Below are 19,882 nucleotides of genomic sequence, written 5' to 3'. Positions count from 1 at the left end.
CGGGCTGACCGCTGTGCTGCCCGACCGTTCCGGCCAGGAGGTGCACTGGCAGGGCAGCCGGACGGCGCACCCGCCGCATGCGGTGGTCGAGTCGTATCGGGAAGCCATAGGATTCCGCCCGCACGGCGAGCCCCGCAGCCTGCGCCGCCCGCAGATCGGTGCCCTGCACGCAGTGCTGGGGCACTGGGCCTCGGGCCTTGGCGATCCGGGCATCGTGGTGATGCCCACCGGCACCGGCAAGACGGAAACCATGCTGGCCCTGCTGGTGGCCGCGCGGATGGAGCGGCTGCTGGTGCTGGTGCCCAGTGCCGCTTTGCGGGACCAGATCGCGGGGAAGTTCGAGACGCTCGGCATCCTGCAGCAGGAGGAGATCGTCACGCCTGCCGCGTTGCGGCCCCGGGTGGGCCGACTCGAGCACGGGTTCAAGGACGCGGAAGAAGCAGCTCGCTTCGTTCAGGCGTGCAACGTCGTCGTCGCCACCCCGCAGATCCTCAGCAGGAGCGTGGGGAATGTGCGGATGGCGCTGCTGTCGTCGTTCTCCCATCTGATCGTGGACGAGGCGCATCACTCCCCCGCGGACACGTGGGCACGGGTGATCGATGACTTCTCCGACCGGCCGGTGTTGCTGTTCACCGCCACCCCGTTTCGGGAGGACGGGCGCCGCCTGCCAGGCCGTACCGTGTTCCGATTTCCTCTGCGGGAGGCCCAGCGGCTGGAGTACTTCCGGCAAATCAACTACCGGGCGGTATTCGGTGTCGAGGACGTCGACCGGGAACTGGCGGAACTGGCCGTGGGCCAGTTGCGCGCCGATCGGGAAGCCGGGCAGGACCACCTTCTGATGGCGCGGGCCGAGAGCATCCCGAAGGCCGAGGAACTCGGTTCGCTCTACCAGCAGTTGGCGCCTGAGTTCCATCCCACCGTGGTCCACCAGAACGTGGGCGTCGCGCGCCGCAAGGCGGCCGTGCAGGCACTACGGAAGCGTGAGTGCCGCATCATCATCTGCGTCGACATGCTCGGGGAGGGATTCGACGAGCCCGCCCTGAAGATCGCCGCCATGCATGCGGCCCGCAAGAGCCTCAGCCCGATGATCCAGTTCATCGGCCGGTTCACCCGGGCCGCCGACGGGCTGGGGGAGGCCACGGTGTTCGTCGCGCAGGAACCGGGCACTGGCACCTCACCGCTGCGCCGCCTGCTGCGCGAGGACGCCGACTGGAATCATCTGCTGCGCGATCTGACCGACCGCGCCACCCTGGCCGCGGAGGAGACCAGCGCCTTCGACACCACGTTCACCGGTGCGCCCGAGGACGTGGCGGTCAGCGTGCTGGAGCCGAAGATGAGCGCGGTCGCCTACCGCGCGGCCACCGCCCAGTGGAGACCCGAGGCCGCCCTCGCGCTGTGTAAGGACAACGAGCGTGTCCTAGACGATGCTATGGCCCTGGGCGGCAAGGACTCCCCCGTGGCCTGGTACGTCATCGAACGCCGCACCCCCGTACGCTGGGGCGCACCTCGGGAGTTGGAACAGGTCGTCTACGAACTGATCGTGCTCTACTTCGACACCACCAGGCGGCTGCTGTACATCCACGGCTCGGAGAAGTCGAGTACCTACAAGGATCTGGCCGAGGCCATGCTGGGCGAGGACTGCGAACTGATCAACGGCAAGCGCACCTTCCGGGTGCTGGCCCGCCTGGACCGGCTGGTCCCCACCAACGTGGGCCTCAAAGACGCCCGCGACTACTTCACGCGTTTCTCCCTCCACGTCGGCAGCGATGTCTCGCAGGGCTTCACCACCGCCCAGGAGCACAAGAGTCAGACCCATATCGCCACGTCCGGCTTCGACGACGGTGACAGCGTTTCGATCTGCGCGGCGCACTCGGGTCGCTTCTGGTCCCCCAGCACCGCGCCGAGCCTGAAAGCCTGGACCGATTGGTGCGACCAGCAGGGCACCAAGCTGCTGGACAGCACCATCAACCTGGAGCAGATCTTCGACGGGTTCATCATCCCCAAGGACATCACCGCGCGGCCGCCGTATGCACTGCTGGGCGTGGGGTGGCACCAGCAGGTCTTCCTAGGCTCCCGTGACCGGTACACCCTCACCTACGAAAATGTTCGTTATATCCTCATCGACGTGAACTTCGAGGTCGATGACTTCTCCCCCACCGGCCCTTTCCGGTTCTCCCTGACGACCCCCGCCTGGCGCGTCTCCTACCAGGCAGACTACGAGGCCAAAGGTCTGGTCTACCGGCCGCGCGAGCAAGATGCCGTCATCGTCTCCAGCGGCCCCAGGGCCGAGCCGCAGCCGCTGGAGGAATGGCTGAACGCGCACAAGCCTGATCTCTTCCTGGAGGGCGATCGCCTCATCGATGAGGAAGGCAAACTCATCGCCCCGAACTACACCCGCCGCCCCTACGACCCGTCCCTGCTCACCCCGCTGGACTGGCGGCATGTGGACTTGAGCAAGGAGTCACAGAGGGCGGAGCGCCGCACCGATTCCATCCAGTACTACATGTCGGCCCACCTGCAGGCCACCGGCTCCTTCGACGTCCTTGTCGACGACGACGGTTCGGGGGAGGCTGCCGACCTCGTCGGCCTCAAGGTCGACGGCCGCCATCTGGATGTGACGCTCGTGCACTGCAAGTACTCGCACGCGCCTACTCCGGGCAGACGGGTTGAGGACCTGTACGAGGTGTGTGGCCAGGCCATGCGCAGTGCCAAGTGGCGGCGCGGAAACGCTCTGCCACTGCTGGACCATTTGCACAGCCGGGCCATCCAGTACACGCATCGCAACGGCGGTATCTCACCCTACGAAGTCGGCGGCCCCAGAGCCCTGTTCACCATCCGTGACCAGGCACGCCTGCTACGACCCCGCTTCCACACAATCATCGCCCAGCCAGGCCTGCAGGCCAGCAAAGCCACCAACGAGCAACTCCTGCTGCTCGCAGGCGCGGAGAAATTCGTCCGGGACACCAGCGCCGGCGACTTCACCGTCTACTGCAGCCGCTAGTGCGGCAGGCACGGTACGCCTCCTGGGAGTGTCCGGCACGTGGACCGCTACGGTGGCCGAGTGACTGTCGCGAACAGCTCGACGGGCGGCACTGCCAGCCAGAGCGCCTTCACCGTCTCTACGGAACTGTCCATGGCGCTGACCGCTCAAGGGCCTCACGGTGAGCGGGCGTTAAACCTCCTGCGGGATGCGGCTGCGGTCCTGTCCGATCCGCCTCGGTGGAACGCTCCGTACGAGGTCGCCCAGTCCTGCTGCAGGGGGGCGATCGACAGCATCCTCAACCTGGCGCCGAAAGACATCGAGGGCATCGAGGCTGCGACGAGAGCCGTCACGGATGCCGCCAATGCGGCCGTCGATGTCTGGCGCACAGACCAGCAGGTCCCCGACGAGCTGCTGGACGTCCTGGCCGCCGCGGTCGATGCCCTGCGGGCGGAGGAGGGCAATCCGGGCGGACGGCGCATACGCCAGATCGGCCACCTCGTGCAGGAGCTGACCCGGCAGGAGATGGGGCTGGCGGAAGCCGAGGCGGTGCGCAACTCCTGGACCCGGTTCTACCGGGACACCTCTGGCGTCGTGCACGGGTCGGGCGCCACGCCCGAGGAGTCCCGCGAGCGGTTCGAGGGCGTGGTGGTGGCCTTTGAGCAGCTGTTCCTGGGACTTCCGGAGCGTGCCGGGCGGCTGCGGCAGCTGGCGTCGAGCGAGCAGCCCTCGACGCAGGATGCCGCCGAGATCGCCTCGATGTCGGACCCGCGTGCCGGCAGCTACTTCTTCCGAGCGGCAGTGAGCCGGAACTGGCTTGGCCTGCTGCCGCTGGACCGGCTGCTGCCGGAGGCGTCACGCTGGCCGGCCCTGCCCTACCTGCGGCGCCAACTCGCAGCCGACCCGGCGCGAGTATGCGCCTGGGTGGAGCAGCATCGTGCCACGATCGAGGCGCGCGGCCCGGGCGCGGTCGGCATGGCGGTGAGCCTGGTGGCCGAGGCGGGCATGAAGGCGTGTGGGGTGTTGCAGCAGATCGCCAGGGCACGGCAGGACCGCCATGTGCTGCTGCGCATCAGTTACTGGGCTCGGGACGTCCCGGTGTCCGACCGTACCGGGCAGTGGGTCCGCGTCGTCGAGGACGTGCTGCGTCAGCCGTCCTTCGGCGCCCAGGAGTCCTGGGAGGCGGCGCAACTGGCGGGCGCTCTGGCCCAGACCGCACACCTTGAGGGCCAACTACGTTCTGACGGGGACAGGTTGGGAGTGATCATCCGGTCCGCCCTGGCGTCCGTGCTCGCCGTGCACCTATCGGAAGCTGACAAGTGGGAGGTCAGCCTGGTCGACGATCTGAGGGAGATCTCTCTGGCCGATCCGCCGGACAGCGTGCTGTTCACGCTGATGCGCGCCGTGCTCGACCTGGCCCGCGAGGACGCCCGGCTGGGCGTGCCGTTGTCCGTGCGGCTGCGGGGGCTGGACAACAAGCTGCCGGCCGGCCCGGTGGCCGACCGGCTGCGCTCCGTCGTCCTGCTGGAGAGCTACGACCGCGATCGGACAGACGCGGCGTCGTCCGGCCCTTGGTGGGAGCAGGCCGTCCCACTGGCGGGTCGGCTTGCGGCTGCCGGGTCCCCGCGCGCTGATGTCGCGGACTTCCTCGCCCTGCTCAAGGACGCCTGCCCCGACCAGCACCGCGCCGGGCTGCACAGCGTGCTGGCCCAGGGTCTTGGACAGGCACCGTCCGCGCAGGAGATCGCCGACTGGAAGGACACATACGAGACGGCGCATGTCTCGCTGCCGTCTGCCTGGCGCACCGTCTGGGAGCTGTCCCCGGTCCTGGCGCCGGAGGTGCTCGAGCCGTGGCGGCCGCTGCTGGAGATGCTCACCGCGCTGGCGGGGCAGCCCGCGCCGGCGCGTCCGGAGCCGGTCATGCACATCACGTCCTGGGTCGAGAGCCACGGCGGTCTGTCAGCGGACGTGATCGCTGCCCGTGCGGCGGAGGAAGGTCCGGCCGCCGCGGCCGGCCACCTGACCACCGCACCCGTCGAGCGCACCGACGTCGACGCCAGTGACGCTCGCGCCGGCCTGCTCAGTGACCTGGTGGCCCAGGATCCGCAGCTGTGGGCCCGCGCCCCGGGCGGCGTGGCGGCCGCCGCGGCCGGCGACCCGGCCGTGCTGGCCGCCTACTTCAACTCCCTGCACCGGGCCGCCCGTGAAGGGAAGATCACAGACGCGGAGCTCGCTGCGATCGCCGAGGCCGCCTTCGCCACCCGGCCGGCAGCCGGGCAGGACACGCCGGGCGCACGGCAGTTGGAGCGGGTGATCTGCAACCTGCTGCACCGGGCATGGGAGAACGGCCTGCTGCTGAAGGACTCATCGGGTGCGGCAGAGGGCACCGTCGAGTGGCTGGAAGGCCTGGTCACCGGCTGGACGCAGCCCCGTACCGACACTCAGCAACCGCTCCTGGCAGCGATCGATCAGCCGGGCGGGGCGGCGCTGTTGTCGCTGATCGCCTGGGGCCTCCAGCAGGCCCAGCGCACCGGCCAGGAGCTGACCGACCCGGTCCGTGCTGTGCTGGCCCGGCTGCTGGAGGGCGAGCCAGATGATCAGGCCCTGTCGGTCATCGGCTTCTGTCTCGGCCAACTGGTGCACGTCGATGCGGCCTGGGCCGAGGAGCAGGCCGACCAGCTCTGCACGCTCGACGCTCCCTGGCGGCCCGCCGCTACCTGGCTGCAGCATGGGCGCCCGCACAGCGGCATCCTGGCGCGCCTGGATCGCACTGCGCTGCTGCAGACGGCGGCCGGCCCAGACGGCATCCCCACTCTCGACAAGATCATCCTGTCGTTCCTCACTGGCTCGGAAGCCCTGGGCCCGGCCCCTGCGCTATTGACCGAGCTCGGCGCGCAGGCCGACGGGCCCCAAGCGGTGTCCGAGTTGCTGTCCCGCCTCGCCCAGGCCGTGATCGGCTGCGAGGAAACAAGCCCGTGGCCCGAGCGGGCGGCAGCGTTGTGGCGTTGTGCGCTCGAGGCACAGCTGGAGCCCGCTGCTCTCACCGGCGCGGGGCGGTTTGCCTACGCCGACCGGCTCGACGATGCCGTCTGGCTGGAGCTGACCGCCCGCACCGTTGCCCGGCAGCCGGAGGTGGAGGCGCCCTACGCGGTCGCCGAGCGCGCAGCGCGCCACCCCGATTCGGCCGATGCCCTGCTGATCGCCGCGGCCATGCTCGGCGCACAGGTGGACGTCTTCCACCGGCAGGAGATCCAAGGGCATGCGGCCCTGCTCTTTGCCCAGAGCACCGCGGAGGGCGCGGCCGAACATGAACAGCTGCGGATCGCGTTGATCAACGCCGGTGCGATCGAGGCTGCCTACAAAGACCCCCCTGCCAGCCCATGACCGCCCTGGCGCAGGCGGGTTGAGGTCAGGGCCCGGTCAGGTGACCGCATCGGCCACGGTGTGCGGCTTGGCTTCCTTTCCCATCTGAAGATGAGGTACCTACGGCTCGCGTCGCTGGACATGGCCGCTGTGAGAGATCGAGGGCAAGCCCAGGGGGCGCCCTGAGATCAAGCCGGGCCTGGGAGCCGCTATACCGCGTCCGCGCATCCCGCGCGGCCGGTTTCGGTCTTGGTGACCGGAAGCGCCTAGGGTGAGTGTGGCGGGCGCCGGGGGGTGGCGTGCGCAGACACGCCACGCTGGAGGTAACCATGGGGTTGCGCCCGACACACCTCGGTTACGCCTACCAGGATCTACTCACCGCGCTGCGTCTGGTGGATCTGGCGGTGGGACGTGCGAGGTCGGTGACCGTGGACACGAAGATGTTCGCCGGGGACCGGTTCGATGACATCACGTGCGAGTGGGGCACCGGCAGCCGTGAGCGATTGCAGATCAAGCACACGGATCACGACCGCGCGTTGTCGGCGGAGAGTTTCATCAAGGACAGCCGGGGTCTGCGCCTGGATCTCCTCTTCTCCTCCATCGACCGTGACCTCACCTCACAGCCCGCTACCTCACACCGTCTCGTGGTCCGCGACACCGAGCCGGACAAACCTGATCTGATGCGGGTGCTGCAGCCAGTCAGTAGCGGCATCGACCCGGGCCCGGCGCTGCACGGCCTGGGCAGCAAGCGGTTCCGGTTCGACGCCGCTGCGCTTCGGGCCCACGATCCGTGGAAATCCATGCTCGCCACTGTCAGCGATGAGGTGCTCCAGCGTGCCTGTGCCTGTCTGATTGTCGACACAGGTGTTGCGGCGTGCTCGCTCAACATCCGCGAGCCCGGGTCGGCCGAGGCGGCCCTGCTGCACCGCATCACCGAGGAACTCGGTGCCGGACGGCCGCCGAACCGGACCCGTACAGCCGAGGACGTGGCGCTGGCTCTCATCGAGACGGCCAAGGCGGCCCGCAGCCGGACGGGCACCGTGACGGTCGAGGACCTGCTTCCCCGCCTGGGTTTGGAGACCGACTTCGGGGCCGTGCGTGAGGGCCATCCCGTGGACCGGGCCACCGAGGTGGCCCGCCCCGCCGTGCTCACAAAAGTGGTCACGGCCGTGGAGGACACCGCGCAGCTGGGCGGTGTCGTAGTGGTCACCGGCGCTCCCGGCATCGGCAAGTCGTGGTTGTGCGAGCAGCTCGGCGACGCACTGGCCCAGACCTGGCTGGCGGTACGGCATCACTGCTGGCTCGGCGCTGCGGATGCCGACCGCGGTGAGCGGGTGCTGACCGAGGTGGTGATCGGCAGCCTGCTGCGGCAGCTGGAGAGCGCCGCACCGGAGGCGGTGGCGCAGGTCAGGCCCCGCTACGCGGCCACCAAGGAGACGCTCGTGGCAGCGGTCACGGCTGTGCGCGGCCTGCTCCCGGATCGGCCCGTCGCGTTGGTCGTGGACGGGATCGATCACGTCAGCCGGGTCCTTGGGCACAACAGTGGCGGCGCGTTCGGTGGGCCGGTGGATCCGGCGGCCTGCTTGGTCGAGGAACTCACCTCGCTCAGCCTGCCGCCCGGCGCCGTTCTGGTCCTGGCCAGTCAGCCCGGCCCTCATCTGGAGGCGGTCGACGCCCGGGCTGCCCGTTTGACCGTTCCCCCTCTCGACCGCGCCGAGCTGGGTGCGTTGGCGGAGCGTCTGGGTGTGCTGTCGGCGCTGGCGCCGTCGGCTGCTGCTCTGGGGGCTGCCACGGATGCTGAGGCCGCTGTCACCTTGATCGAGGAGCGCTCACGAGGCAACGCTCTTTACGCCACGTATCTGTGCCGTCAGGCCGTGGGCCCGGCTCCTGGTCTTGGCGCATCGCTTGCGCCGGGCGCTGTGGGTGATCCCCTTGAGCGGCTGCGCGCGGTTCCGTCATCGGCGCACGACCTGGACGACTACTACGCCTATCTGCTGCAGACTTTGACGGTCGAGCAGCGTTACGCGGTCAGCACGCTGGCAGTCTGCGACTTCGCTGTCAGCGCGGACGAGCTCGGGGAGATCTTCCCGATGCCGGCGATGATGATCGGTGCCGCCCTGACCAGGGTGGCACCGATCATCGCTCAGCAGCCGGGGATCGGCGGGCTGAAGATCCACCACGAGAGCTTCAGCCGTTTCGTGCGCCGGGCCGAGGGTGACTCCCGATGGGTGGACCAGGTCCGGACCCAGGCCGCCCAGTGGCTTTCCCAGCGCGGGTTTTTCACGGACGCGCGTGCCTTCCGGCACCTGCCCGAACTCCTGTCCGCTCTGGGCCGTGACGAGGACCTGGCCCTGCTGATCGGGCCCGACTTCCTCTCCCGTGCGATCGCCGGCCTGCAGCCTCCGCAGGCCATCGTCCACACCCTGGCCGTCGTCGCCCGGCGGGCGGCGGCGTGCCGTGATTGGCCGACGCTGGTGCGCTGCATCGAACTGAGCCGGGCGCGGTCGACCTATGAGGAAGAAGGCCTGCCAGGTTCCCTGGTGCCGTATGCGGATGTGCTGGTGGCGCTGTCGGGAGCCGACCATGCGGCGGCGGGCCTGCTGTATGAGGGTGTGCCAACGCTGTCGGCGCGGTGGGGCCTGCAGTTGTGTGCAGCGGTCGACCGGGCCGGGTTCGCCGCCCCGTGGGAGGCGTATCTGACGGCCTGGGACAAGGATCGCGGTGGTAAGTCTGGCCACGACGGTTCCGCGGGCGATGAGGCGGTGTTCCTGGCGGAGTTGCGTGGGCGGATCAGGCTGCCTGGCCATGGCACCGACAAGCGCGAGTCGCCGGAAGGCCACCCGCTCACGCTTGCTCAGCGGGTGGCCCGGTTCCTTGATCAGGAGGCATTGGACTCCCCCGAACCGGCGCTCGGTGTGCTGCTGGACTGCCTCGGCGCCGAGCCGCTGCTGGAGAGCGCGGCGCTCATCGAGCGTCCCGAGCGGCGTGCGGCCCTTCTGCTGCATCTCGCCGACGCCCACGACGGCGCGGGCGGGATACTGCCGTCGGCGCGCACACTGGCCGTCGCGGCCTGGGCCAGCGCTCCGTGCGGCCTACGACGTCTACTGGACCAGGGCGTGCCGGTGGCTGACCTGGCCGAGGAGGTCTTCCGCGGGGACGACGTCACCACGGTGCTTCAGGAAGCAACCCACGCGGTGCTGACTGGCCGTTACGGCGATCTGTCGGGGCCGGTCAGCAGGTGGCTGGAGCTGCTGGAGGTGGCCCAGGCCGCTGATCCGCAGGCGCCCACCCGGCTGCTGGCCCTCCTGGACGGCGAGGGTTTCTATCGTGCCTGGCTGCGGTTCACTGTCACCACGCTCGGTCTGGGCCGCGACGTCGATGCGGGCCGGATCCCCGCCGAGCGTGCGTCCACTGCCGCCCGTGTGGCGCTTGAGCAACTGGCCCAGCACGCTGCCGCGTTCACGGGCCAACCCAATGCCAGCGAGCTTGGCGACATCCACCGCCTCGTGCGGCAGGTGCTGCACGAGGCGGTCGCCCTGCTGCGCGGCAACGACGTCGCCCTGAGCATCACGTCCCTGCAGACCGTCAGCCGAGGCACCACCACATCCCTGATGGGCATGGCCGGGTCCGGTCCCCTGATCACCACGGAGCTGCTGTCCCTGCTGGCCCACAGCGTGGGCCAGGCCGGGTCCGACATCATCCACGAGCTGATGCGCACACTGCGCACGGCGCAGGCCGACCGCCGTTCCATGTATGCGGAGGACGCCGACTTCGAACTCGAGATGGCCCGCGTGAGTCTCGCCTGCGACGACCCGGACGAGGCGCGGCGCTGCTGGGAACGTGCCGCCCGCTACATGGGCGCCTATGGCGGCCACAAGGACATCACCATCGAGGAACTGCTGGATCCACTCCCCCAGCTTGTGCAGGCCGACCCCGTCCAGGCACGGGTACGGCTGGCACGTACGCAGCCGCTCGTGTATCTCGTTGCAGAATGCACCGACGGACGGGGCACGGCGGGAACACCACAGGAGTGGTGGCGTCTTCTCGCGCGCCTGGATCCGCGAGCCGCCTCGCAGCTGGCCGCCCTGGTGCTGCTGACCGAGCCGGGACTGCCCGATGCCCGGGTGGACGCGGCCCACCAGCAGCTGCTGGCCATGCAGGCCGACTCAGCCGACCCCGTCGTCCTGGCAGCGCTCCGTATCGCCGCAGGTTCCCGTGGCCGCAGCCTCGACTCCGACATCGCCCTGCTGGGCAGGCTCGCCGACCTGCCCAGCGACGACGCAGCCCATGCTCTGCGTCTCCTGCCGGTGCTCGCCAACGCGATCACCTCCACCTACGACGACCAGACACTGATCCACGCATCGCACCTGGCCGGGGACACGCCGAGTCCTGCCCTGCGTGCGGCGGCACAGCGTCTGGGCGGTGAGGGCGGCCCGCCCTGGACGCCCAGGCCCGTGCCCAGCACATCCTCCCGCAACTGGTCCGGCTCCCATAGGCGTTACCCCACCGGCGCCTTTCTGCACGCCCAGCAGCGCCCCGTGCTGCCGCAAGGCGCGGCCGGTGTCCTCGCCGCGGTCCGTGACTGCAGCAGCAAGGCGTACGACGATCCCACGGGGCCCCGGTGGTCGGCCGATGCGCTGGCCAACGCGGTCGGATGGCGGCTGGTGGAGGTCACTGAACGCCAGGGTCCCGACGAGGCCGCCCAGTTGTTGCACCGGATCGCCCAGGAGATGAGCGCCTCTGGCCCCGTCGATGTCCTCGCCGATGTGGCTGCCGGGCTTCATCTGCGCCGTGGCATCGCCCCCGACGTCTTCGGCCCGCTCGCCGCGACGGCCGGCATGCTCGCCTACACCAAGATCCGAGGCGGCGGCGGATGGCGGTCTTTCGCCGGCAACGACCGCCTGGAGCTATGGCAGCAGGCGCACACCGCGGATGCCGCTGTCGCAAGGCAAGACCTCGCGGACCATGTGGCCAGCGCCGTCGCCAACCCGTCCTACGGACGCACCGTCGGCGTCAGCCAGGCCTTGGTCTCGGCGTTCGCCATCCAGCCCCCAGACGTCTCCCGGCCCCCGGCTGCCGACGCGCTCGCCTGCTGGGACGCCGCGTATGACGTCATCGCCCACCGTCTGCCCGGCGATGCCTGCCTCAGCGACGGCGCCTACCAGCCAGTGCCGGAGCCGACCGCACAGCACGACATCGACACCGCATTGTGCCGCCTTGCCGTGGCCACCATCGCCCTGCCCGAACGCGGCGACAAGCGCCGCGCCCTGCTGTCGGCGACGGTCCTGCTGGCCGCCCGCCCCCGCCAGACACAGGCCGCGCTGGCGCACGTCTTGTCCTTCGACCTCGGCGCCGGGCCTTTGACCTGGCTCCTGACCGTCCTGCACAGCCATCTGCCGGACGGGCCCCTGGATGCCGCTCTGCATGAGCAGCTCGTGGCCCTGTGCACCAGCGACATGCTGTCCGTGCGGGTGGAAGCCTCCGCCGTCCTCACCCTCGCCGGACATCAGCCGCCCTCCCCTCCGGCAACCGCGGCCCATCCGACACTTGCCCACGCCATCGCCGCCGATCTCAGCAGCGAGGACAGCGCATGAAGGACCCCCGGCGCTATGCGACCCACCTCGTCGACCGCTTCCTGGGCGCCCGCATCGACGCCGCTGGCCACGCTCCCGGGCTGCGTGAGACCGTCATCGACCTCGTGGCCGCAGCCGTCCCCGGCCATCTCGAGCCGCTGATGCGCACCCAGCTGGACCTGCTGACCCACCCCAGCAGCGACCAGTTCCCCGACGCCTATCTCGCCAATCGGGCCACCGCCGAAGACGCCCTGCAGAAGGCCGCGGCAGGCCTGCGTGCCGCGCTCGCCCAAGCCGGACACCTGGTCAACGCCCAGGCCTTCGAACGCGGCGCGGCCGCACGCCTGCGCGATGATGCCCGACCGGCCCTGCGCGGCGAACTCGCCCGCGTTCCCCGGCCCCTGACCCGCCCCGGGGCGCTGGGCTGGTCACTCGATCCCGCGCCCTGGTTCAGCGACAGCCACCAGGAGCAAGAGCCTTGGCCGCCGCTCGGTCTCGCTTCGGTCGCGGGCCTGCGGTCCCTGCCGGAAGCCGCCCGGGCCTTCGCCCGGGTGGACGACGGGCCACACGCGGGCTGGGTGCAGATCGGACTGATCGAGCGGCAACGCACTCCCGCACGCCGCTACCCAGACCAGCCCGCCCGCCAAGTACTGATCATCGTCGGTCTCGAAGCTGCCGACGACGATCCACCACCCGGTACGCTGCCCGTCTCCCAGGCTCCCTGGCAGCTGTGGACCCGCCCGTTGCAGCGCCTGGCACCTGCCCTCACCCGGCCGGAGGCGGCAGCCGAGCACATCAGCACCACGGACCAGGCCCTCGTGGCCATCACCGACGCCAGCGCCACGCCCATGGTCGACGCGCCCCCGCGCCGCAGCGGTCCCGGCCTGCCCCCGTACGTCCTTGCACCCGCCGCCAGCGTCGTGGCGGCGCTCGGACTTCAACCCACAGGCGGCATCTGCGGGTACAGCCTCAGCGACACGGCCCCGAAGTCCTAGCTCAGACACCAGCCGCAAAGTAGCGGGTGATCACACGCTGGCCACCGTGGCGACCTTCTCGTCGTACTCGCGCAGCATCCGCATGACGGTGGCGGGTGAGGGGTGTTGGCCCTTCTTCGTTCCGGTGGTGATGACGAGCCGCTTGGCGATGTCGCGAAGGCTCATCTCCTGGTCGCGCAGGTGGAGTGCCATGGACAGCATGTCGTCGTCGGTAACACCGGCGCCGCCGATGGTTTTGCCGCGCTTGCGGGCGGATTCGTGGCCTTCGAGGGTGCGGTCGCGGACGTACTCGCGTTCCATGCCGGACAGCGCGGCGAGCACGGTGAACACGACGCCGGAGGGATCGTGCGAGCCTTTGAGCTCGCCAGTGAGGAACTCCAGCCCGACGTCGGACGCTTTCAGCTCTTCCGCGAGGGTGGCGAGGTCGATACCGCGGCCAAGGCGCTTGTGCTCGTGGACGACGAGCGTGACAGCCGCCCCGGAGGCGCGGATCTCGCGGGCGAGCGCGACGGCCTTGTCCAGCTCGGGACGCCGGGTGGCGCGGGTGGAGATCTTCTCGGAGAAGATCCGGGTCACCCCGGCCTCGGTGAGTGAGTCGAGCTGAGTATCGAGGGACTGCCGGGCAGTGGAGGCTCGGGCGTAGCCGAGGCGGACGTGACCGGCCGGTTCTGCTCCCTCGTTCCGCGGCCGCGGTAGTTCCACCCAGGCTGAGCCGGGCTTGCGTACGGGCGGGGTGGGGACGTTGAGCGTCTTCGCGAGCTGGGGCACGAGCCGGAAGCGGGCGGTGTGGTACTGGATGGCGACCTTGCCCTTGCCGGTCCGGCAGGGCGATCCGGCCGGGGCGGCGCAGGTGGACATCGGGCAGGGGCGAGCCTCGACGAGCAGGTGGCTGTCAGTCGTCGTTGCGAGTGCGCTCATGAGGTCCACCAGGGCAGGGTGCCGCGCTCACGTGCGTCGTCCTTGGCGACGCGGACCTGGGCCACGGCCCACTGGTCGGCGGCCCGCTCGACATCACCCAGATGCTCAGCGCGGGCGCCGGTTGCTGCGGGACCGGGCTCGTTGAGGCCGCAGCCCCGGCAACAGACCCGGTCCGCGCGAGCGGGGCAAGCAGTTCGATGTCCGCAGCGGGAGCAGGCATGTCCGGCATCGCGGTCCAGCACATCGGTGCGGGTGATCTGGGAGTAGCTGCGGCAGGAGCCGCAGCTGACCTTCAGGGGCACGCTCCAGTCGACATGCTCGCGGTCCGCGCTGAGCGCGTAGTCGACGGAGTCCGGCTCACCGACGATCCCGCACGACGGGCAGGCGAAGTACGGGTGGCTCTCCTCCCGGGGCGCGCTGCTCACCGGGCGTCGCCCTCTGGCGTAATGGTGAGTCGGCCGCCCGGCTGCGGGGTGAGGGTTCCGGTGATCGTGGTGGGTTGCGGTGGCAGGAGTTCGCAGGAGGCCACCGGGGAGTCGAGGGCTACGTCCAGGGTGCGGTCCAGGCCGGTGTGGCTGGTGGTCACGGTGACCGTGGTGAAGACCTCGCCGGCGTCGATGCGGGCTTGGATCTTGTCCAGCTCTGTCTGCGGGTCGTCCAGGACCAAGACCTTCCAGTCGTCTCCGTCCGTTCCGCGGATGCGCAAGTGCATGGGGTCAAGTGCGTTCATTGCAACTCCCTCGTGGGCGACTTCGACGCGCCGAGTGTTTCATAGGTGCGTTTCAACTCGCTAGGGCTATGCAACGACCCATGAAACAAGATTGATCGAGGTCGCGGTTCGGGGGCGGGGGTGTTTCACAGGCGACCACCTATGAAACGGCTCCGGCGGGCAGTTACCAGTCCTCCGGTGAGAGCTGATCAGATCCCCCGCCGATCAGGTCCACGATGCAGGCGCGCAAGTGCAGTGCCTCGTGGAACCAGATGGCGCCGTGAAGGAGCCAGCCGAGGTCGTACAGGGCGCCGCTGCGGAGATACCTGTGTACGAGCAGGGCGATTGCCCCGGAGAACTCGCTCGCCGGGGTCCGGTCCGTACCCGGACAGTCCGGATCACTGTCGTGGACCCTGGTACCGGTGATGAAGCGTGTGATGGCGCAGGCTGCTTCGGCCGGTTCGGGAAGTGCGGTGTGCACCGCAGCTGCCCATGCGGGTAGCTGGCCGCAGTGATCGCATCGTGTCTGGCGGCCGTTCGGCAGCAGCCCGTCGTTCCTCAACCGCTCGTAAATCCGAGTACAAAGTCCCTGCTCTACCGCATCCCAGTCGTCCTGGTCGGCCTGGAGTGTCGGCCACCGGTGGGCGAGCCATTCGTAGGGCAGCCCGGCTGCCCGCTCTGCGATGCGGTGACGACCGTTGGCGGCGTTCCATACCGCGGTCCACGCCACAACCTGGGAAGCGGGGGTGTGCGGACGGCTCCTGGCCGCCGCCAGGAGGGAGCGGGAGAGCGCCCGGTAGGCAGCCGGGGCGCCAGGCATTCCCGGGAGCGCGTCGAGTCCCGCACCGACCAGCAGGCCGTTGCTGAGCACGCGGCGGCGAAGGTCGCTGCCCAGGTCGCTGTATGCGCTGTAGGCCTGGGACAACGCGAGGTCATCGAGCGACCACTCGTCTGCGTCGTGGAGCAGTGCGATGTGGGGAATGGTGGTCTCGACGGTGAGGACGATCTGCCGTTCCGCAACGCTCACCACGTCGTACCGGGGCACCTCGCGATGGCCTCCCGGCCGACGCTGGGCCGCTTCGAGAAATGCCGTCCAAATGCCCTCCAGAGCGACTGAGACGGCTGTTTCGCGCAAGCGCTCATCCCCCGCCCAGCGCAGCACCTCCTGCCGCGCCGCCGTTGCGTGCGCTTGACCACCGGGGCCGGCAAGCGAGGGCTCGGTGATGTGCGCGTCGTCTTGGTAGGGGAAGATCGCGGTACGGCCCGTCGCCACCGGATCACCGTCCACCACCAGCCTCCAGCACGGGGCCATGGCCACCACCGGGACCCCGTGCACACGGGAGGCGAGCGGGCCGTGCAGATTCCATACCGCGACGGCACGAGCCCACAGTCCACCTTCGTTCCGTGGCGGGCGGGCTTTGGTAGCGCGCAATGCCTCCGGCGCAATGCCCGTCGACCGGGCCTCGCGCACCAGAGCCGACTGGGTGGCCGAGAGCTCCAGCTCCTCCCAGGTCAGCCCCGGCCGGATCGGCGGAACATGGGACGAAGACCATGCTGGCAGGCACGGAGCGTCAGCGGTGCAGCCGCAGTCGGGAACGGGACGCTGCCGGCCCGTGGCCTGGGGCCGGTGCCAGCGGGTGACCGCGCCCTGGGCCGGGCAGGAGGAGACCTCCTCCACGTCGGCGACGCGCCCGGCCGCAGGAGCAGCGGCTTGGGGATTCGCTTCAGACTCGGGCGCCATCGTCCGGAGCATGGCCAGCACAGCCCGTTCGAACAGTCCGGCGATGCCCTGGTGATCGCCAGCGGGAGCGCGCATGGCCCCCACCAGCAGTGCCACCTGCCGCTGCCACTCCTTCGTCGCGTCGTGACACGGGGCGGAGGAGTCCCCCGGAATGTCGGTGTTCCGGACAGGCAGCAGAGCTTCGGCAGGGTAGAGCAGGCGCACCCGCGGCTCTGCCGCATCGGGGTCCGAGATCGGAGTCAGGACTCGTTCGGGCCCGCGGAACTCCGCGACCTCGTACAGCGGAGCGGCTGATGCCGCCACAACGCGCCGGTACAAAGTCACGCACGAGGGCTCCGGCTCAGCCACTCGTATTCCAACAACGTCCTGCTGCTCTGCACCCACGATCCCTCGTCTCTGTCAGTCAGGGGCAGGTTATAGTCCGTCAGAATGCCTGAAAGGGCAGGTCTCAGCCTTTATCAAGTCCGTGTGGTCTATCGGCCAACGATATCCGCCGGAGTACGGGGGCGCAGCACGGCAGTGGCGGCCCCCAGGTCGAGGCGCTTGTCCATGTCGAGGCGGAAAGTGCCGTAAGGGTTGACGTTGGACCAGAACAGCGCGGTCAGTCCACGCCGGTCCTCGTCGCTCAGCTTCTTCGCCCAGGCCGGTTCAGCCAGGACCTGCTGCACCAGCAGGGTGTTGACGTGGACGAGCGCGGACTGGAGCAGGTGCAGGGCGAGCATCGAGGTTTCGGCGTGCTCCTTGTCCGGTCCGGTCAGGGCGCCGTCTTTGCCATAGTGGAGCACGGTGTTCGCGCTGTTCCAGTTCTCCACGACCTGGAGCCCGCCGTGGATCTCGCGGCGCAGGCCGGGACTGGACAGGTAATCGCAGGCGAAGACCGTGCGCACCGCGCGCCCGAGTTCTTCGAGGGCCTGGTAGGTGGGGTGCTTGGGGCCGCCGCGGGTGAAGCGTCGCAGGACCTGTTCCGCCTCGGCGGTGCCGAGCCGGAGCGCGGTGGCGTACTTGACCATCTGGTCGTACTGCTGCTCGATCAGTTCCCAGCGGATCGGCCGCGTTAGCGAGGCGCCGAGCGCGGGCCAGCCGGACGGGGTGTCGTCCGGGCGGTACAGACGGATGCTGCCGATGTTCTTCAGCCTCGGCAGCAGACGGAAGTTCAGCAGCTCGGTGAAAGCAAACCCGACGACACTCGCGCCGTGCGTGTCGACGTAGTTGGACTCGATCTCAGCGTCCGTGCAGTGCCTCAGCAGGCCCTCGATCATCGCCGCGACCTCGGACGACGAACAGCTCTTGATCTGGGAATAGATGCAGACATTCTTGCGCTCGACGTGCCAGTAGATCATCACGCCGTTGCCACCGTAGCGGGCGTGGTACTCGGTCATGAAGTTCGAGGACCAGGACCCGAACTTCTTCGAGTCTGACGCACACGCCGTTCCCTGCCCCCACCAGGCGGCGTCGCGGGCGGCGAAGGTGGCGTTCACCAGCCTGGTGACCGCGGCGCGGAGGTTGTCGACGGTGATGAAGTGCCGGCGCACGTGCCGCAGCGCGGCCTCGCTCTCGCCGTGCTCCCCGGTCGCCACGATCGCCCGGATACCCATGTTCGTACCCAATGCGAAGAGGGCCAGCAGCAGGCGGCGCTGGAGGACGTCACGCTCGATACGCTCGTAGGCGGCCACCGAGGCGAACTCCTCGGTGAAGCCGCTGAGGAAGTCGGCGTTCTTCAGCACGTCCAGGAGGTCCAGGACGCCCCAGCGGCGTGCGACCTCTTCCTTGAGGGCCACCAGACCGGTGGGCTCGGCCAGCGGCTCCAACTTCGGCACGGTGATCCACGGCTCACCCTTGCGGGTGGTGACCTTCACCCCGCCCGCCGAGCCGTCCGCGAGTGCGGCGGAGAGCCGGTCCATGCCCGTGGTCATGCGCTTCTTCAGGTCTGCGATGAACGCCCTCGGGTTCACGGGCTGGCGGATCGCGGCGTAGTGCACGGCGCGGGTGGCCTCGAAGTCCCCGGGCAGGTCGTACTCCGGGTTTCGCCAGCGGGCGGCGCCCTCGACGTAGATCTCGCGGCGCCGTACCGCGTCCCGCAGCGCGACCAGTACGCACAGCTCGTACGGGATGCGCTCGACCTTGCCCTTGTCGTCGACGACCGCCTCGCGCCAGTCCTTGCGCACCACGCCGTCCATCGGCACTTCGTCGCCGGCGTCGTAGAAGCGGGTCTTGCCATCGACGTCGGCGTACTTCTTCAGCAGCTTCATCGCGTCCATCACCGGCCGGTAGGCGGTGTTGTTGCACTTGAAGCCCAGGGTGTTCAGCAGCGGCGGCAGCATCTGCCGGTAGTACGAGCTGTAGGAGGAGCGCAGGGTGGTGCGGACCTTAGCCTTGAAGACCTTCTCGTTCGCCTTCGCCTCGGCGACCAGCTCGCGGAGCGTCTTCTCCCCGACCACCGGGAACAGGGCCCGGCGTACGACCTCGTCGGGCTTGTCGACGGCGGCCGTCGCCAGTTTGAAGAGGATGCCCTCCTTGCCGCGGACCTTCTTCAACTCGGCGGTGAGCTGCTTCTCCACCCGCCGCTCGGCACGAGCATTGATCTTGTGGACCAAGGCGATCAGCAGGTCGACCAGGGCGTCGGTGATCTCCGCCTGCCGGGACGAGCACAGCGCCGCGAGCAGGGTGATCCGTACGTCCTCGCTGGTGTCGCGGAAGTCCGAGGGGTACATCTTGATCGCCCGTGCCCGCCAGGCGGCCACCAGCTTCTCCGAGCAGTCCGCGAACAGCCCATCGGGCAGCCCGAGCTTGCGCACGTCGTTGAGCTTGGTGATCTCCGTGAGCAGGGAGTCCAGGCCGACCGCGCCAGGGTCGCGCTTGAGCGCGGCCAGCAGGGCGGTACCCGACTCGTTGTCCTCGGCCACCAGGGACAGCAGCCGATCCGTGCCCGCCTCGCCCAGGCGGCCGATCGTGCGAGCGCAGAACGCCTTCTCCCACTTGCCCCGCGCCGCGACGAGGACCTTCTCGACCCGGGTCCGGCCCGGTGGTTCGATCTTCCGGGCCCGGCACTCGACCAGCAGGGCCTCGCGCTGCCGGTCCTCCACCAGCTCGACCGGACAGACCTCCACGGCCAGCCATTCCGCCAGCGCCTTCTCGTCCGCCACCGTCGACGGCCGGAACCCCAGGGCCTCGCGGATCTGCTTGCGGTGGTACTCGGCAGTCCGGCCGACCAGCGTGTACTTCGCGAAGTCGGTAGCCGGGACCTTCACCAGATCGGCGACGTACTCCACCGCGGCCGGCGGGACCTCTTCCAGCACATCGGGAAACCGGCCCTCCAGCTCGAAGAACTTCAGCAACAGACTGAAGCCGAGCCGGGTCGCCCCGCTCTTGTTCGCCACCAAGCCCCAGCCGCCGTCTACCAGCGTCCAGTTAGCCAACAGCTCCTCTGGCGACCACTCTTGCCGCACGCCCGCCCCTTTGGCCTCGATCACTCGATCAGACCAACGACGGTGCCCAGGACCGGGAAACGGGACTCGCCTCGCTACCCACGACCTACTTTGCGGCTGGTGTCTGAGCTAGGACACCGGGGCCGACACAGCAGGGGAAGCACTCATCTGCCGCCAG

Annotated in this window: 9 protein-coding genes; 4 read left to right on the top strand and 5 right to left on the bottom strand. The window is 69.5% G+C overall.

Features of this window, described 5'->3' with window-relative positions:
- Positions 1-13 precede the first annotated feature (13 nt).
- The 4 genes from CIB93_RS07435 to CIB93_RS07420 all read left to right on the top strand — a co-directional run bounded on the left by CIB93_RS07435 (position 14) and on the right by CIB93_RS07420 (position 12,911).
- A complete protein-coding gene (locus tag CIB93_RS07435; protein WP_257002082.1) occupies positions 14-3,001 on the top strand; it encodes a DEAD/DEAH box helicase in 2,988 nt (995 codons plus the stop codon).
- Positions 3,002-3,061: 60 nt separating this feature from the next.
- A complete protein-coding gene (locus CIB93_RS07430) occupies positions 3,062-6,364 on the top strand; it encodes a hypothetical protein (RefSeq protein ID WP_143660006.1) in 3,303 nt (1,100 codons plus the stop codon).
- Positions 6,365-6,672: 308 nt separating this feature from the next.
- The gene (locus CIB93_RS07425; RefSeq protein WP_096625271.1) at positions 6,673-11,937 is read left to right on the top strand and encodes an ATP-binding protein; all 5,265 of its coding nucleotides are present in this window, start codon (positions 6,673-6,675) and stop codon (positions 11,935-11,937) included.
- Positions 11,934-12,911: a hypothetical protein gene (locus CIB93_RS07420; protein WP_107470949.1), complete on the top strand. Its 978-nt coding sequence runs from the start codon at positions 11,934-11,936 to the stop codon at positions 12,909-12,911. The genes CIB93_RS07425 and CIB93_RS07420 overlap by 4 nt, the downstream gene beginning before the upstream one ends.
- 30 nt (positions 12,912-12,941) lie before the next feature.
- On the opposite strand, the gene CIB93_RS07415 is transcribed toward CIB93_RS07420, so the two are convergent.
- The 5 genes from CIB93_RS07415 to CIB93_RS07395 form a co-directional block, all read right to left on the bottom strand.
- Positions 12,942-13,829: a recombinase family protein gene (locus tag CIB93_RS07415; protein ID WP_257002081.1), complete on the bottom strand. Its 888-nt coding sequence runs from the start codon at positions 13,827-13,829 to the stop codon at positions 12,942-12,944.
- The gene (locus CIB93_RS07410; RefSeq protein WP_096625267.1) at positions 13,826-14,254 is read right to left on the bottom strand and encodes a hypothetical protein; all 429 of its coding nucleotides are present in this window, start codon (positions 14,252-14,254) and stop codon (positions 13,826-13,828) included. The genes CIB93_RS07415 and CIB93_RS07410 overlap by 4 nt, the downstream gene beginning before the upstream one ends.
- Entirely contained in the window at positions 14,251-14,559 is a 309-nt protein-coding gene (locus CIB93_RS07405; protein ID WP_096625265.1) for a hypothetical protein, read from the bottom strand. The genes CIB93_RS07410 and CIB93_RS07405 overlap by 4 nt, the downstream gene beginning before the upstream one ends.
- A gap of 163 nt (positions 14,560-14,722) precedes the next feature.
- Complete coding sequence (locus tag CIB93_RS07400; RefSeq protein WP_143660005.1) at positions 14,723-16,375, bottom strand: hypothetical protein; 1,653 nt, start codon at positions 16,373-16,375, stop codon at positions 14,723-14,725.
- 377 nt (positions 16,376-16,752) lie between these two features.
- Positions 16,753-19,725: a Tn3 family transposase gene (locus tag CIB93_RS07395; protein WP_096625261.1), complete on the bottom strand. Its 2,973-nt coding sequence runs from the start codon at positions 19,723-19,725 to the stop codon at positions 16,753-16,755.
- Positions 19,726-19,882: the final 157 nt, after the last annotated feature.

This window comes from Streptomyces sp. WZ.A104, from assembly GCF_002382885.1.
Taxonomy (GTDB): Bacteria; Actinomycetota; Actinomycetes; order Streptomycetales; family Streptomycetaceae; genus Streptomyces.
Note: the sequence above shows the minus strand (reverse complement) of the source record. Positions and strands in the feature narration are given on the sequence as shown.

Bases quoted from the DNA above. Each gene is read 5' to 3' on its own strand.
- CIB93_RS07415 (WP_257002081.1), bottom strand. From the start codon at position 13,829: ATGAGCGCACTCGCAACGACGACTGACAGCCACCTGCTCGTCGAGGCT.
- CIB93_RS07425 (WP_096625271.1), top strand. From the start codon at position 6,673: ATGGGGTTGCGCCCGACACACCTCGGTTACGCCTACCAGGATCTACTC.
- CIB93_RS07405 (WP_096625265.1), bottom strand. From the start codon at position 14,559: ATGAACGCACTTGACCCCATGCACTTGCGCATCCGCGGAACGGACGGA.
- CIB93_RS07420 (WP_107470949.1), top strand. From the start codon at position 11,934: ATGAAGGACCCCCGGCGCTATGCGACCCACCTCGTCGACCGCTTCCTG.